The organism is Kribbella pratensis (assembly GCF_004366075.1).
In the GTDB taxonomy this organism is placed as follows: Bacteria; Actinomycetota; Actinomycetes; order Propionibacteriales; family Kribbellaceae; genus Kribbella; species Kribbella pratensis.
This window is the reverse complement of sequence record NZ_SODU01000003.1, coordinates 456629-470089: the sequence shown is the minus strand read 5'-3', so window position 1 is coordinate 470089 and position 13461 is coordinate 456629. Positions and strand designations below refer to the sequence as shown.

The window sequence follows — 13461 nt, the reverse complement described above, 5'->3', positions numbered from 1 at the left end:
AAGTCAAGACGAGCGGGTTCCCGGTAGCCGGAAGATCAGGACCAGGACGCGGAGCACGAGGACCGCGCAGATCACCAGCAGGTTGTAGCCGAACAGCTGGAACAACGTCATCGAGTCGGTGACCTTCGGGCCGCCCGGCGTACCGAGCAGCAGGACCGCCATGATGCCCGCGGTCGCACCTAGCACTGCCAGTAGCGCTTGGTGGAGCAGTCCGGTGAAGTGCCGGCGGTCGCGTTCGTCGGCGAACAGGCGGACATTCACACCGAGCCGGCCGCTCTCCGCCGCGGCCGCAATCCGGTCGATCCGGCGCGGCAGGCGGCGCAACATCGGGAGCAGCGTGGCGAGCTCCTCGGTCGCCGTACGGCGGAGTGCGTCGGGCGCGAGCCGGTCGGTCACGTGCTCGCTGGCGAACTGGCGGGACGCCGCGACAAGGTCGAAGCTGGGGGAGATCCGGGAGATGGTGCCTTCGATCGTGGCGAGTGCGCGGAACACGGCGGCGACCTCGGGCGGTACGCCGAGCTCGTGCGACGTGATGATCTTGAACAGGTCGTTGAACATCGCCGGGCCGGGCGTCACGCCGGCTGCGAGGTGTCTGGTCATGAACTGGCCGACGGAGCGCTCCAGCGCGCGTTCGTCGATGACGTCCGGGCGGTAGACGATCTCCAGCAGGGCATCGGTGGCCGACACCGGGTCGCCGTGGTCGACGGCGAGCAGGAAGCGTTGCAGGGCCTCGCGGGTCGCCGGGTCGAGGCGGCCGACCGAGCCGAGGTCGAGCATGCCGATCCGGCCGTCGGTCAGCAGCAGGAAGTTGCCCGGGTGCGGGTCGGCGTGGAAGACGCCGTCGATCGCCACCTGGCCGAGCAGGCACTCGAACAGCGCGCGGCCGAGGCGGACCGGGTCGAGGCCGCGGTCGGCGATCGCCTCGCCGGCGTTGCCGAGGCCGATTCCGTCGAGCCGTTCCATGGTGAGGACACGGCGGGTGGAGCGCTCCGGATACAGCCGCGGTACGACGAGGTCATTGCTGGCAGCAACGGACTTTCCGGCGGCCACCGTGGTCATGTTGCCGGCCTCGACGGTGAAGTCGAGCTCCTCGCGCATCGCGTCCGCGAACCCGTCGGCGAGCGCTCGCACTCCCATCGAGCGCCCCCAGTCGGTGTTCCGGTCCAGCAGCCTGGCGAGCCTCCGAACGATGTCGAGGTCCCGGTCGACAAGCCCGGCGATCCCAGGCCGCTGAACCTTCACCACTACGTCCGTGCCGTTCGTGAGGCGGGCGGTGTAGACCTGGGCGACCGAGGCGGCGGCGAGCGGTTCTGTGTCGAAGGCGGCGTACAGCTCGGACGGCCGGGCGCCGAGTTCTTCGGTGAGGATCTCCTCGATCTGCGGCCACGGCGCCGGGGTGACCTGGTCCTGGAGACGGCTGAGCTCGGTGGCGACCGACTGGGGGATGATGTCGCTGCGCGTGGACAGCACCTGGCCGAGCTTGACGAACGTGACACCGGCCTCGTCGAGGGCGAGCCGCAGGGACCTGGCCAGCTCGGCCTGGCCTGCCGCGTTCTCCCGGCCGGGACGGCGGCGGCCGCGCAGGTACGGGCCGAGCCCGTGCTTGATCGCGATCCGCAGGATCTGCAGGTACCGCCGGGTGCGCGCGATCCGCCCGCTCAGGTCCCGCCGCAGATCACGGGCCCGCGGCAACGACCCGGTCGGTACCAGCGCCTCCGCCAGCACCAGGAACACCAGGCCGGCGAGCATCGAGCAGAGCACGATCAGCGCCATGAACGCGATCGCGGCGCCGCCTGACCCGGTCCACGGCGGCGTACCGATCATCGCGATCGCCAGCGGCCCGGAGATGCTCAGCGTGATCAACGCACCGACCGCGAGCCGCCCGAGCCCGAACCGCACCCCGAGCAACCGCTGCGAGATCGGCACGAAGACCATCATGAAAATGACCAGATTGACCAGCCGCAGCACAACAACGTCCATGTCCGGCACCCTAAGCGCCCAACCGCCCCCACCGACTCACCCACGCGAGTGACCCAACCCCGAGAGCCGAACTTTGAGAAGCCACCAACCGTTTCGGAGCAGTGAAAACGGTTGGTGGCTTCTCAAAGTTGGGCAAAGCGAGTCCCCTGGCTCCGGGTGGGGCCAGGGGGCTCGTGGTGGTGCTGGGGTCAGGCGGGGCGGCGGCGGATCTTGTTGCCCAGCCAGACGATGGGGTCGTACTTGCGGTCGACGACGCGTTCCTTCATCGGGATCAGCGCGTTGTCGGTGATCTTGATGTGCTCGGGGCACACCTCGGTGCAGCACTTGGTGATGTTGCAGAAGCCCAGACCGTGCTGCTCCTGCGCGGCGTGCTGCCGGTCGGCGGCGTCGAGCGGGTGCATGTCCAGCTCGGCGATCCGCATCAGGAACCGCGGACCGGAGAACGACTCCTTGTTCTCCTCGTGGTCCCGGATCACGTGGCAGGTGTCCTGGCACAGGAAGCACTCGATGCACTTGCGGAACTCCTGCGAGCGCTCCACGTCCTGCTGCTGCATCCGGTACTCGCCCGGCTTCAGGTCCGCCGGCGGCTTGAAGGCCGGCACCTCGCGCGCCTTCTGGTAGTTGAACGAGACGTCCGTGACCAGGTCCCGGATCACCGGGAAGGTGCGCATCGGCGTGACCGTGACGACCTCGTCCTCGGCGAACGTGTTCATCCGGCACATGCACATCAGCTTCGGCATGCCGTTGATCTCGGCGCTGCAGGAGCCGCACTTGCCGGCCTTGCAGTTCCACCGGACCGCCATGTCGGGGGTCTGGGTGGCCTGCAGCCGGTGGATGACGTCGAGGACGACCTCTCCCTCGTTCACCTCGACCTCGTAGTCCTTGAGCTCACCGCCCTCGGAGTCACCCCGCCAGACGCGGAATTTCCCTGTGTAACTCATGTGGCGGGCAACTCCTCTTCAGTCAGGTACTTCTTCAGCTCGTCGAGTTCGAACAGCTCCAGCAGGTCCTCGCGCATCGGGATCTGCTCCTTCTCGGTGACGTTGACGACGCCGTCGGCGTCCAGCGCGCAGACCAGCAGCTTCTTGCGCCACTCGGGGTTCATCCCCGGGAAGTCGTCACGCGTGTGCCCACCACGCGACTCCTGCCGCATCAGCGCCGCCCCGGCCACACACTCCGACACGGTCAGCATGTTGCGCAGGTCGAGCGCGAGGTGCCAGCCCGGGTTGAACTGCCGGTGACCCTCCACCGTCATCTTCGCGATCCGGCTGCGGAACTCGGACAGGCGGCCGAGCGCCTGCTCCATCTCCTCTTCCTTGCGGATGATGCCGACCAGGTCGTTCATCGACTGCTGCAGTTCCTGGTGGATCGTGTACGGGTTCTCGCCGCCCTCGAGCTCGAACGGCGCCAACGCGTCCGCGGCCGCCGCGTCGACGTCCGCCTCGTCGATCTTCGGCCGAGCCGCTCCGAGACCGTCGACGTACATCGCGGCTCCCATCCCGGCCCGCCGCCCGAAGACCAGCAGGTCGGACAGCGAGTTGCCGCCGAGCCGGTTCGAGCCGTGCATGCCGCCGGCAACCTCACCCGCGGCGAACAGGCCCGGTACGACGGACGACGCGGTGTCCGGGTCGACCTCGACGCCGCCCATCACGTAGTGACAGGTCGGACCGACCTCCATCGGCTCCGCGGTGATGTCGACGTCCGCCAGCTCCTTGAACTGGTGGTGCATCGACGGCAGCCGCCGGGTGATCTCCTCGGCCGGGAGCCGGGAGGACACGTCCAGGAAGACACCGCCGTGCGGCGTGCCGCGGCCGGCCTTCACCTCGGAGTTGATGGCGCGGGCGACCTCGTCCCGCGGCAGCAGCTCCGGTGGGCGCCGGTTGTTGTCCGGGTCCTTGTACCAGCGGTCCGCCTCGTCCTCGGTCTCGGCGTACTGCGCCCGGAACACGTCCGGCACGTACTCGAACATGAACCGCTTGCCCTCGGAGTTCTTCAGTACGCCGCCGTCGCCGCGGACCGACTCCGTGACCAGGATCCCCTTCACCGACGGCGGCCAGACCATGCCCGTCGGGTGGAACTGGATGAACTCCATGTTGATCAGCGTCGCGCCGGCCCGCATCGCCAGCGCGTGCCCGTCACCGGTGTACTCCCAGGAGTTCGAGGTGACCTTGAAGGACTTGCCGACGCCACCGGTCGCCAGTACGACGGCCGGCGCCTCGAACAGGATGAACCGGCCGGACTCGCGCCAGTACCCGAACGCGCCCGAAATGGCGTCGCCGTCCTTCAGCAACTCAGTGATCGTGCACTCGGCGTACACCTTGAGGTTCGCCTCGTAGTCGCCGGTGGCCTCGAAGTCCTCCTGCTGCAGCGAGACGATCTTCTGCTGCAGGGTGCGGATCAGCTCCAGGCCGGTGCGGTCGCCGACGTGCGCGAGCCGCGGGTAGGTGTGACCGCCGAAGTTGCGCTGGCTGATCCGGCCGTCGGGCGTGCGGTCGAAGAGCGCGCCGTACGTCTCCAGCTCCCAGACCCGGTCCGGCGCCTCCTGCGCGTGCAGTTCGGCCATCCGCCAGTTGTTCAGGAACTTCCCGCCGCGCATCGTGTCGCGGTAGTGGACCTGCCAGTTGTCGTTGGAGTTCGCGTTGCCCATCGCGGCCGCGCAACCGCCCTCGGCCATCACCGTGTGCGCCTTGCCGAACAGCGACTTACAGATGATCGCGGTCTTCTTGCCCTGCTCGCGGGCCTCGATCGCCGCGCGCAGGCCGGCGCCGCCGGCCCCGATCACGACGACGTCGTACGAGTGTCGTTCCAGCTCAGTCATGAAATCCTCAATTGATGATGCGCAGGTCGGAGAACCACCCGGCGGAGACCGCCATGATGTAGAAGTCGGTCAGGATCACGGTGAACAGCGACGTCATCGCGAAGGTGCCGTGCTTCGGGTTCAGCTTGGACACGAAGGTCCAGTACCGGTAGCGCATCGGGTGCTTGGAGAAGTTCTTCAGCCGGCCGCCGACGATGTGCCGGCAGGCGTGGCAGGACAGCGTGTACAGCCACAGCATCACCAGGTTGATCCAGATGATCACCGTGCCGAGACCGATCCCGAAGCCGCCGCCGTCACCGTGGAAGGCCTGGACGCCGTCGTAGATGTTCAGCACACCGAAGACCAGGGCGCCGTAGAAGAAGTAGCGGTGCAGGTTCAGCGCGATCAGCGGGAACTTCCGCTCACCGGTGTAGTTCTTGTGCGGCTCGGGGACCGCACAGGCGGCGGGCGCGAAGAACAGCGACCGGTACCCCGCCTTGCGGTAGTAGTAGCAGGTGCCGCGGAAGCCGGCCAGGACCACGAACGTGATCAGGCTGAACGGCAGGAAGCGCGGGAAGTTCCCGAACCAGGTGCCGAGATGGCTGGAACCCTCGACACAACTGCTGGTCACACACGGCGAGTACAGCGGCGTGAGGTAGTGGTACGCGTCGACCCAGTACCACTTGTTCATGAAGATCCGGATCGTCGCGTAGACGATGAAGAAGAGCAGGATCACGCCGATACGCAACGGCGCGAGCCACCATCGATCCGTTCTTGCAGTCTTGAGGCCTACTTGAGCGCGGCCCGGCGCACTAACTCCCGTGGCCATCAGGGAGCGTGCCTGTCCGGCGCGCCGAAGCCTTCGTGTTCCGCGTCGGTCCACATGGACGCGTCATATTCCACGTCGGGAATCTCCTCGAGTTCCTCCGGAACGGGTCCGGGCCTGTGCCTGGGGTCGGGCGGGCCGAGCTCTGCGAGATCGTCGCTCAGCCGGGCCACATCGGACACCAGGCGGCGGATGCCGAGGGTGTCACCGTACTCCTGGCTGAGTTTGCCGACTGTGGCGTGCAACACCTCGAGAGCGCGCTGCACGGCCGCCACGGTGCTGTTGCCGTCACCCATGCCGACTCCAGTGATGGTTTTGTAGCTGTCAGTATGGGCACACTTTGCCCCTGCCGAGCGCCCAACGGAAGACCCCTCGGTACGGCGTGTTTCCAGTTAGGCTTACCTCAGTTGCGAGTGCGCCGACGGGTGGAGTAATGGAGCGAATCCGGCCTGTAGGACAACGAGATTCGCGGGCGGCGTGAGGACCTCGACCTCGCGCAGACCAGGTGGCCGCAGCCCTTCGCCGTACCCCTCCCACGACCACGGCAGCACCTGCTGATCGAGCACCAGCGCAGGTCTGCCGTCGAACCGCACCATGGCGCCGTCGGGCAGGCCGGAGAAGTCCTGGACAGTCGTTCGCTGCCGTCTGGTGCGCGACTCGACCCGCTCATGGTGCAGTACGGCGTCCAGCTCGGCGGCCCGTGGACGTTCGGACAGGCCGCGGCCGCTGGCCCACGCACCGGCGTACAGCAGGAAATCCCTGCGGCGGCAGTAATGACAGGGCCGATGACCGGCGGCGAGCGCGACCGCCTCGTCGAAGAAGAACAGTGCGGTCCAGCGGCCGGGTGGCATCGGATCGCGGCGGATCCCTTTCCAGTCGAGGACGCAGCAGATCCAAGCCTTCGACCGCCAGCGGGTCGTGCCGAGGCGGCGGTCGGGGCCGTGCAGGCTGCCGCGATTGCCCATCAGCAGACCGCGGCCGGGGTCGGCGACGATCTCCTGGGTGGGCAGAACCCTGTTCTGCAACGGCATACCGGGATCATGTCTGACGGGACGGACAGTTTCTGGCAGAGTCGCCCTGACCGGGGCGGAGGGGTGGGGAGGAATCAACGCAGTGCAGCAGATCGTGGTGGGTGTCGCGGTGGTACGGGACGGCCTGGTGCTGGCGGCGTACCGGCCGGGGCCGGAAGGCGGCTGGGAGTTCCCGGGCGGCAAGGTCGAGCCGGGGGAGACCGACGAGCAGGCCGCGGTCCGGGAGATCCGCGAGGAGCTCGATCTGGAGATCAAGGTCGGCGAGTCACTCGGACCTGGCGAGGACATCTCGGAGGCGTTCCGGCTGCACGTCTACCGGGCGGTGATCGTCGCCGGCGACCCAGTACTGCGTGAGCACTCGGAGTTGCGCTGGTTCGCGCCGGAGGAGCTCGACGAGAGTGACTGGCTGGTAGCCGATCGGCCGTTCGTCCGGGCACTCCGAACCCGCCGGTAGTGGCGGAAGTCACACCGGTCACGATTCGGTGACTAGCGTCGGCTTCCCATGGCGTCCACACTGCGAGATACGTAGGGTTCCCGGCAACCCGGCGAGCTCGGGTCAAAGGTGCGGGGTGCATCACCATGAAGGACGGGTGACGGCGATGACGCTGGGGGTATCGGAGACGCAGTCTCCCGATGAGGGGCTGCCGACAGATGCTCTGGTCGAGACTGCCGAGGCGAAGGAGATCGAAGGCCGGTCGCCTGGCGAGATCGCATGGACACGGCTGCGGCGTGACAAGATCGCGATCATCAGTGCGATCGTGATCCTGCTGATCATCGCGGTGGCGCTGCTCGCGCCGCTGATCGTGAAGCTGAACGGGTTCCCGCCCGATCAGTTCAACAAGGTCGACGCGAACGGGAACCCGTTGCTGAACACGCGCGACGGCGGCATCCCGATCGGCGGGTTGTGGGGCAGCGGTACGAGCTCCGAGCACTGGCTCGGCATCGAGCCGCAGAACGGCCGCGACATCTTCTCGCGGCTGGTCTACGGCACCCGGGTCTCGCTGCTCGTCGCGCTCGGCGGCACCGTCATCGCGGTCGTGCTCGGCACGGTGATCGGAATGGTGTCCGGGTACTTCGGCGGCTGGGTCGACACGCTGCTCAGCCGGCTGATGGACATCATGCTGAGCTTCCCGTCGCTGCTGTTCGTGATGGCGCTGACACCGGTGGTCGCCTCGCGCGCCCAGGATCTGTTCGGCACCCCTGACAACAACACGCTGCGCATGGGCGTGCTGATGTTCGTCCTCGGCTTCTTCGGCTGGGCGTACTTGGCGCGAATCGTCCGTGGTCAGACACTTTCGCTGCGTGAGCGCGAGTTCGTGGAGGCGGCCAGATCACTCGGCGCCGGCCCGAACTACGTGCTCTTCCGGCAGGTCCTGCCGAACCTGGTACCGACGCTGCTGGTGTACACGACGCTGCTGCTCCCGACCAACATCACCGCGGAGGCGGCGCTGTCCTTCCTCGGCGTCGGCATCAAGGAGCCGACCGCCTCGTGGGGCCGGATGATCTCCGACGCGTCGAACTGGATCGAGGGCAACCCGCTGTACCTGTTCTTCCCGGGGATGGCGCTGTTCATCACCGTGCTGGCGTTCAACCTGCTCGGCGACTCGGTCCGAGACGCCCTCGATCCGCGCGCCGGAAGGAGCTGACCCCGGTGGGCCGTTATCTCGTCCGCCGCCTGATCCAGGCGGTATTCGTCCTGATCGTGATCAGCGCGATCACGTTCTTCCTGTTCTGGGCCACGCCGGCGAACCCCGCGTTGCTCATCTGCGGCCGGAACTGCAACGCGGAGACAGTCGCCCAGGTCAACGCGACGTACGGCTTCGACCAGCCGCTGGTGGTGCAGTACGGCCACTACATGCAGGGCCTGGTGAGCCCGGGCGGGCGGACGATCGGATCCGAGGGCAACGAGCGCAACTGCCCGTGGCCTTGCTTCGGTGAGTCGTACCAGAACGGCATCCCGGTCTGGAACTCGATCAAGGACGCGTTCCCGTCGACACTGTGGCTGGCCCTCGGAGCCGCCGTCCTCTGGCTGTTGGCCGGCGTGCTGCTCGGTCTGATAGCGGCGCTCCGCAAGGGCAGGTTCATCGACAAGTTGAGCGTCGGCCTGGCCTTGTTCGGGGTGTCCTTCCCGACGATCGTGTTCGGCTACCTGCTGCTGTTCCTGTTCATCGTCAAACTCAAATGGATCCCGTTCCCGGACACGGCGAACGCCGCCTTGTTCACGGTCGGGCCGGTGAAGTGGCTGCAGTTCTACATCCTGCCCTGGATCACTCTCGCGCTGGTGTTCGCGGCGCTCTACACCCGGATCACCAGGGCCAACATGATCGACACAATGAACGAGGACTACATCCGGACGGCCCGGGCCAAGGGCCTGAACGAACGGACCGTGGTCTTCAAGCACGGGCTGCGGTCCGCGCTGACCCCGATCGTGACCATCTTCGGCCTGGACGTCGGCGGCCTGCTCGGCGGCGCGGTGATCACCGAACAGATCTTCAGCATCACCGGGCTCGGAAAGTTCTCCATCGACTCCGTGCTCAGCAACGACCTGCCCGCGATCATGGGCGTGGTGCTGTTCGCGGCGATCTTCGTGGTGCTCGCGAACATCGTCGTCGACGTCCTGTACGCCGTCATCGACCCGCGCGTGCGGCTGTCCTGATCAGGTGAGGTGAGATGACCGAATCCGTGACCAGTGCGCCGCCGGCGGACACCCGCGCCGGAAAGCCGTTCCTGGAAGTCAAGGACCTGCAGGTGCACTTCCCGACCGACGACGGGCTGGTGAAGGCCGTCAACGGCCTGAACTTCACCCTCGAGCGGGGCAAGACGCTCGGCATCGTCGGCGAGTCCGGCTCCGGCAAGAGCGTGTCCAGCCTGGCCATCATGGGCTTGCACAAGGGCAGCAAGGCGAGGGTGAGCGGCGAGATCTGGCTGGACGGCGCCGAACTGGTGGGGATGTCCGTGCCCGAGATGCGGGCGCTGCGCGGCCAGCAGGTCGCGATGATCTTCCAGGACCCGCTGTCGGCGATGCACCCGTTCTTCCGGGTCGGTGACCAGCTCACCGAGGCCTTCCTCGTGCACAACGACACGCCGAAGGCGGTGGCCAAGAAGCGCGCCATCGACCTGCTCGACCGGGTCGGCATTCCGTCGCCGGACAAGCGGTTCTACGACTACCCGCATCAGTTCTCCGGCGGTATGCGGCAGCGCGCGATGATCGCGATGGCGCTGATGTGCGATCCTGCGCTGCTGATCGCCGACGAGCCGACCACCGCGCTCGACGTCACCGTCCAGGCCCAGATCCTGGACCTGATGAAGGATCTGCAGAAGGAGTTCAACTCCGCGATCATCCTGATCACCCACGACCTCGGTGTGGTCGCCAAGATGACCGAGAACGTGGTGGTGATGTACGGCGGCCGCGTGGTCGAGTCCGGCAGCGTCCGGGACATCTTCTACCGGCCCGAGATGCCGTACACGTGGGGTCTGCTGGGCTCGATCCCGCGGGTGAACCGCAGCGGCGACGGGCGGCTCAAGTCGATCCGGGGTACTCCGCCGTCGCTGATCAACCTGCCCAAGGGCTGCCCGTTCCAGCCGCGCTGCGACTACCAGGACCACGTCGAGGGGGCGAGCTGCTCCACCGAGCTCCCGGAACTGCTGCAGATCGGCCAGGAACAGCATCGGGTGCGGTGCCACATCAGGTCAGAGCAGCGCAAGCAGCTGTTCATCGAGCAGATCAAGCCGAGCCTCTGATGGCGGGGGAGTGCTGGTGAGTACGACGACATCTGCCGAGCAGACGGCCGGCAAGCAGCCCGAGCGCGGCGAACTGCTGCTCGAGACGCGCGGGCTGCAACGCTATTTCCCGGTGACGCAGGGGATCATCTTCCAGCGGCAGACCGGCGCGGTGAAGGCGGTCGACGGTGTCGACCTCAGCATCCACGCCGGCGAGACGCTCGGCGTGGTGGGTGAGTCCGGCTGCGGGAAGACCACCACCGGCCGGCTGGTGACCAGGCTGGACGAGCCGACCGGCGGCTCGATCTCGTTCATGGGCTCGGACATCACGCACCTGAACCGGGCCCGGATGCGCCCGTTCCGGCGGGAGGTCCAGATGATCTTCCAGGACCCGTTCTCGTCGCTGAACCCGCGGCAGACCGTCGGCACCATCATCGCGGCACCGTTCGACATCCAGAAGGTGAAGAGCGAGAGCGGGACGAAGAAGGCCGTCCAGAGCCTGATGGAACGGGTCGGGCTGAATCCCGAGCACTACAACCGCTATCCGCACGAGTTCTCCGGCGGCCAGCGACAGCGGATCGGCGTCGCCCGGGCGCTCGCGCTGCGGCCGAAGCTGATCGTCTGCGACGAGCCGGTGTCCGCGCTCGACGTCTCGATCCAGGCGCAGATCGTCAACCTGCTCGAGGATCTGCAGGACGAGTTCGGCCTCGCCTACCTGTTCATCGCGCACGACCTGTCGGTGATCCGGCACATCTCCGACCGGGTCGCGGTGATGTACCTCGGCAAGGTGGTCGAGACCGCCGAACGCGACGAGCTCTACAACCACGCCCGGCACCCGTACACGCACGCGCTGCTGTCCGCGGTGCCGGAGGCCGACCCGGACGCCGAGGAAGCGCGCGAGCGGATCCGGCTGACGGGCGACGTACCGAGCCCACTGAACCCGCCCTCGGGGTGTCGCTTCCGGACCAGATGCTGGAAGGCACAGGAGATCTGCGCGGCCGAGGAGCCGCCGCTGCTGCAGATCGGAGCCCCGGGCCATCAAGCGGCCTGCCACTTCCCCGAGGAACGGGACGTGGTCTGACGACTACACAGAGCGTTGGTCGGGTGTACCGACGGCATTGAAGGGATCACGATCCGGTCAAGCGGCCCAAACCGCATTGCGCAGTTTGTGAACACGTGAGTTGATGACCGCCATCTGACGTAGATCACTTTCTTCGAGCCGCCGCGACCCGGCGACAAGTGTCAACACAAGGAAGGAAACACTGGCCATGGATCACCTCAAACGAACCGGAGTGGCGATCGCCGTTGGGTTCGGACTGAGCCTGACCGCGGTTGCCTGCGGCGGGGGAAACAGCGATACGCCGAGCGGGCAGGCTTCGGCCGGTGCCAAGGGGGGCACCGTCACCGTCTACCACGTCAGCGACGTGGAGCACCTCGACCCGGCGCGGAACTTCGTCACCGACTCCCAGATGATCGGCAAGCTGATCACCCGGACGCTGACGGACTACCGGTACGACGCCAAGGCGAAGAAGATCATCCTCGAGAAGGACCTGGCGGAGAGCTACGAGGCGAGCCCGGACTTCAAGACCTGGACCTTCAAGCTGAAGGACGGGCTGAAGTACGAGGACGGCACGCCGATCGTCGCCGCCGACATCAAGTACAACGCCGAACGGTCGTTCGCCGCGGACATGGCCGAGGGTGCGCCGTACGCGCACGAGTACCTCGACTGCAAGGGTTACAAGGGCCCGTACGTCGGGGACAACAACGGCGGCAAGGGCTGCGCCGCGATCGAGGTTCCGGACGAGAAGACGATCACGTTCAAGCTGAACCGCCCGGTCGCGTCGTTCGACGGTACGGCGAGCATGAAGGTCTTCGCGCCGGTGCCGAAGGCGAAGGACACCAAGACGCAGTACGACAACCACCCGGTGTCGAGCGGCCCGTACAAGATCGAGACGTACACCCGCAAGAAGCAGCTGGTGCTGGTCCGCAACACCAACTGGGACCAGAAGACCGACCCGCTGCGCGACGCACGGCCGGACAAGTTCATCTTCAAGTTCGGTGACGCCGAGGCGACCGTCGATCAGCGGCTGATCGCGAACGGCGCGGCGGACCAGAGCTCGCTGAGCTTCGCCGGTGTGCAGCCGGAGAACATCGCCAAGACGAACCAGCCGAACGTGAAGGACCGCGTGGTCGAGGGCACCGACATCTGCCGCCGGTACATCGCGTTCAACCAGCAGAAGCCGTTGCTGAAGAACCAGAAGCTGCGCGAGGCGCTGTACTACGGTCTGGACCGGACGAGTTACCGCGACGGCCGTGGTGGCGAGCGCTTGTCCAAGGTGGTCGACTCGATCATTCCGCAGGACATGGAGGGCTACAAGAAGGAAGAGACCTTCAAGGTTCCGGACGCGGGCGACCCGGCGAAGGCCAAGCAGTTGCTGACCGAGGCCGGCTACAAGGGCGAGAAGCTCGTCCTGGGTACGGCGGACTCCGGTCTGGCCGTCAAGGCTGCAGAGGCTGCCCAGGCGTCCTGGAAGGCGATCGGGGTCAACGTCGAGATCCAGAAGATCCCGGGTGACAACTACTACTCGACGCAGCAGCAGGACACCGCGGCGACCGACCTGATCACCGCCGGCTGGTGCTACGACTGGGCGAGCCTGACGACGATCGTTCCGTCTGTCTTCGGCCCGGACACGACCGCGCCGAACAAGCCCGCGCAGAACAACTACGCACGCAGCCAGGCCGGCTGGGACAAGATGAAGGCTCTGCAGTCCGAGACCGACAAGAACAAGATCGAGTCCGGTCTGTCCGACCTGTACGTCGAGATCATGAAGACGGCTCCGCTGGTGCCGACCGTTCAGGACCTCAACGTGTACGTCGTGGGCTCGAACCTCGACAACGTGGTGGGCGACCCGAACACCGGTGGGTTCCCCGACCTGACCCAGATCGGTGTGAAGAAAGTGAGCTGATCGCAGCACACTTCTGAGGAGGGCGGTGCCTACGGGCGCCGCCCTTCTTGCTGTTCACGCACCGCAACTGTATGGGTGGTTTGTACGGGTTGTACCTGGCACGTGGTCCGGCCCGGGGACGAGAATCCTTTCCTGAACTCT

At 66.7% G+C, this 13461-nt stretch carries 12 protein-coding genes; 6 read left to right on the top strand and 6 right to left on the bottom strand.

Annotated elements, in window-relative coordinates:
• Nucleotides 1-3 precede the first annotated feature (3 nt).
• From EV137_RS26290 to EV137_RS26265, 6 genes are all read right to left on the bottom strand, one after another.
• Entirely contained in the window at nt 4-1980 is a 1977-nt protein-coding gene (locus EV137_RS26290; RefSeq protein ID WP_134131178.1) for an ABC1 kinase family protein, read from the bottom strand.
• 188 nt (nt 1981-2168) lie between these two features.
• Nucleotides 2169-2921, bottom strand: coding sequence for a succinate dehydrogenase/fumarate reductase iron-sulfur subunit (locus tag EV137_RS26285; RefSeq protein WP_134006767.1), 753 nt, complete (start codon nt 2919-2921; stop codon nt 2169-2171).
• Complete coding sequence (locus EV137_RS26280; protein WP_134006769.1) at nt 2918-4798, bottom strand: fumarate reductase/succinate dehydrogenase flavoprotein subunit; 1881 nt, start codon at nt 4796-4798, stop codon at nt 2918-2920. The genes EV137_RS26285 and EV137_RS26280 overlap by 4 nt, the downstream gene beginning before the upstream one ends.
• A 7-nt stretch (nt 4799-4805) precedes the next feature.
• Nucleotides 4806-5525, bottom strand: coding sequence for a succinate dehydrogenase subunit SdhC (gene sdhC, locus EV137_RS26275; protein ID WP_238175562.1), 720 nt, complete (start codon nt 5523-5525; stop codon nt 4806-4808).
• An 80-nt stretch (nt 5526-5605) separates the two neighbouring features.
• Nucleotides 5606-5899 carry an Rv0250c family protein gene (locus EV137_RS26270; RefSeq protein ID WP_134006773.1) on the bottom strand — a complete coding sequence of 98 codons (294 nt, stop codon included), beginning with the start codon at nt 5897-5899 and terminating at the stop codon, nt 5606-5608.
• A gap of 102 nt (nt 5900-6001) precedes the next feature.
• Nucleotides 6002-6634 (bottom strand): hypothetical protein, encoded by a 633-nt coding sequence (locus EV137_RS26265; protein ID WP_134006775.1) that lies wholly within the window; start codon nt 6632-6634, stop codon nt 6002-6004.
• Between the two features lie 82 nt (nt 6635-6716).
• Between EV137_RS26265 and EV137_RS26260 the strand changes: the two genes are divergently transcribed.
• The 6 genes from EV137_RS26260 (at nt 6717) to EV137_RS26235 (ending at nt 13320) form a co-directional block, all read left to right on the top strand.
• Nucleotides 6717-7088, top strand: coding sequence for a (deoxy)nucleoside triphosphate pyrophosphohydrolase (locus EV137_RS26260; protein ID WP_305000162.1), 372 nt, complete (start codon nt 6717-6719; stop codon nt 7086-7088).
• A 145-nt stretch (nt 7089-7233) separates the two neighbouring features.
• Nucleotides 7234-8280: an ABC transporter permease gene (locus EV137_RS26255; RefSeq protein WP_134006779.1), complete on the top strand. Its 1047-nt coding sequence runs from the start codon at nt 7234-7236 to the stop codon at nt 8278-8280.
• Between the two features lie 5 nt (nt 8281-8285).
• Nucleotides 8286-9290, top strand: a complete 1005-nt coding sequence (locus tag EV137_RS26250; protein ID WP_134006782.1) for an ABC transporter permease — start codon at nt 8286-8288, stop codon at nt 9288-9290.
• A gap of 14 nt (nt 9291-9304) precedes the next feature.
• Nucleotides 9305-10375, top strand: coding sequence for an ABC transporter ATP-binding protein (locus tag EV137_RS26245; RefSeq protein ID WP_134131177.1), 1071 nt, complete (start codon nt 9305-9307; stop codon nt 10373-10375).
• Nucleotides 10376-10391: 16 nt separating this feature from the next.
• The gene (locus EV137_RS26240; protein ID WP_134006786.1) at nt 10392-11435 is read left to right on the top strand and encodes an ABC transporter ATP-binding protein; all 1044 of its coding nucleotides are present in this window, start codon (nt 10392-10394) and stop codon (nt 11433-11435) included.
• Nucleotides 11436-11622: 187 nt separating this feature from the next.
• Nucleotides 11623-13320, top strand: a complete 1698-nt coding sequence (locus EV137_RS26235) for an ABC transporter substrate-binding protein (protein ID WP_134131176.1) — start codon at nt 11623-11625, stop codon at nt 13318-13320.
• Nucleotides 13321-13461 lie beyond the last annotated feature (141 nt).

Bases quoted from the DNA above. Each gene is read 5' to 3' on its own strand.
- EV137_RS26290 (WP_134131178.1), bottom strand. From the start codon at position 1,980: ATGGACGTTGTTGTGCTGCGGCTGGTCAATCTGGTCATTTTCATGATG.
- EV137_RS26265 (WP_134006775.1), bottom strand. From the start codon at position 6,634: ATGCCGTTGCAGAACAGGGTTCTGCCCACCCAGGAGATCGTCGCCGAC.
- EV137_RS26245 (WP_134131177.1), top strand. From the start codon at position 9,305: ATGACCGAATCCGTGACCAGTGCGCCGCCGGCGGACACCCGCGCCGGA.
- EV137_RS26270 (WP_134006773.1), bottom strand. From the start codon at position 5,899: ATGGGTGACGGCAACAGCACCGTGGCGGCCGTGCAGCGCGCTCTCGAG.
- EV137_RS26235 (WP_134131176.1), top strand. From the start codon at position 11,623: ATGGATCACCTCAAACGAACCGGAGTGGCGATCGCCGTTGGGTTCGGA.
- EV137_RS26280 (WP_134006769.1), bottom strand. From the start codon at position 4,798: ATGACTGAGCTGGAACGACACTCGTACGACGTCGTCGTGATCGGGGCC.
- EV137_RS26285 (WP_134006767.1), bottom strand. From the start codon at position 2,921: ATGAGTTACACAGGGAAATTCCGCGTCTGGCGGGGTGACTCCGAGGGC.
- EV137_RS26255 (WP_134006779.1), top strand. From the start codon at position 7,234: ATGACGCTGGGGGTATCGGAGACGCAGTCTCCCGATGAGGGGCTGCCG.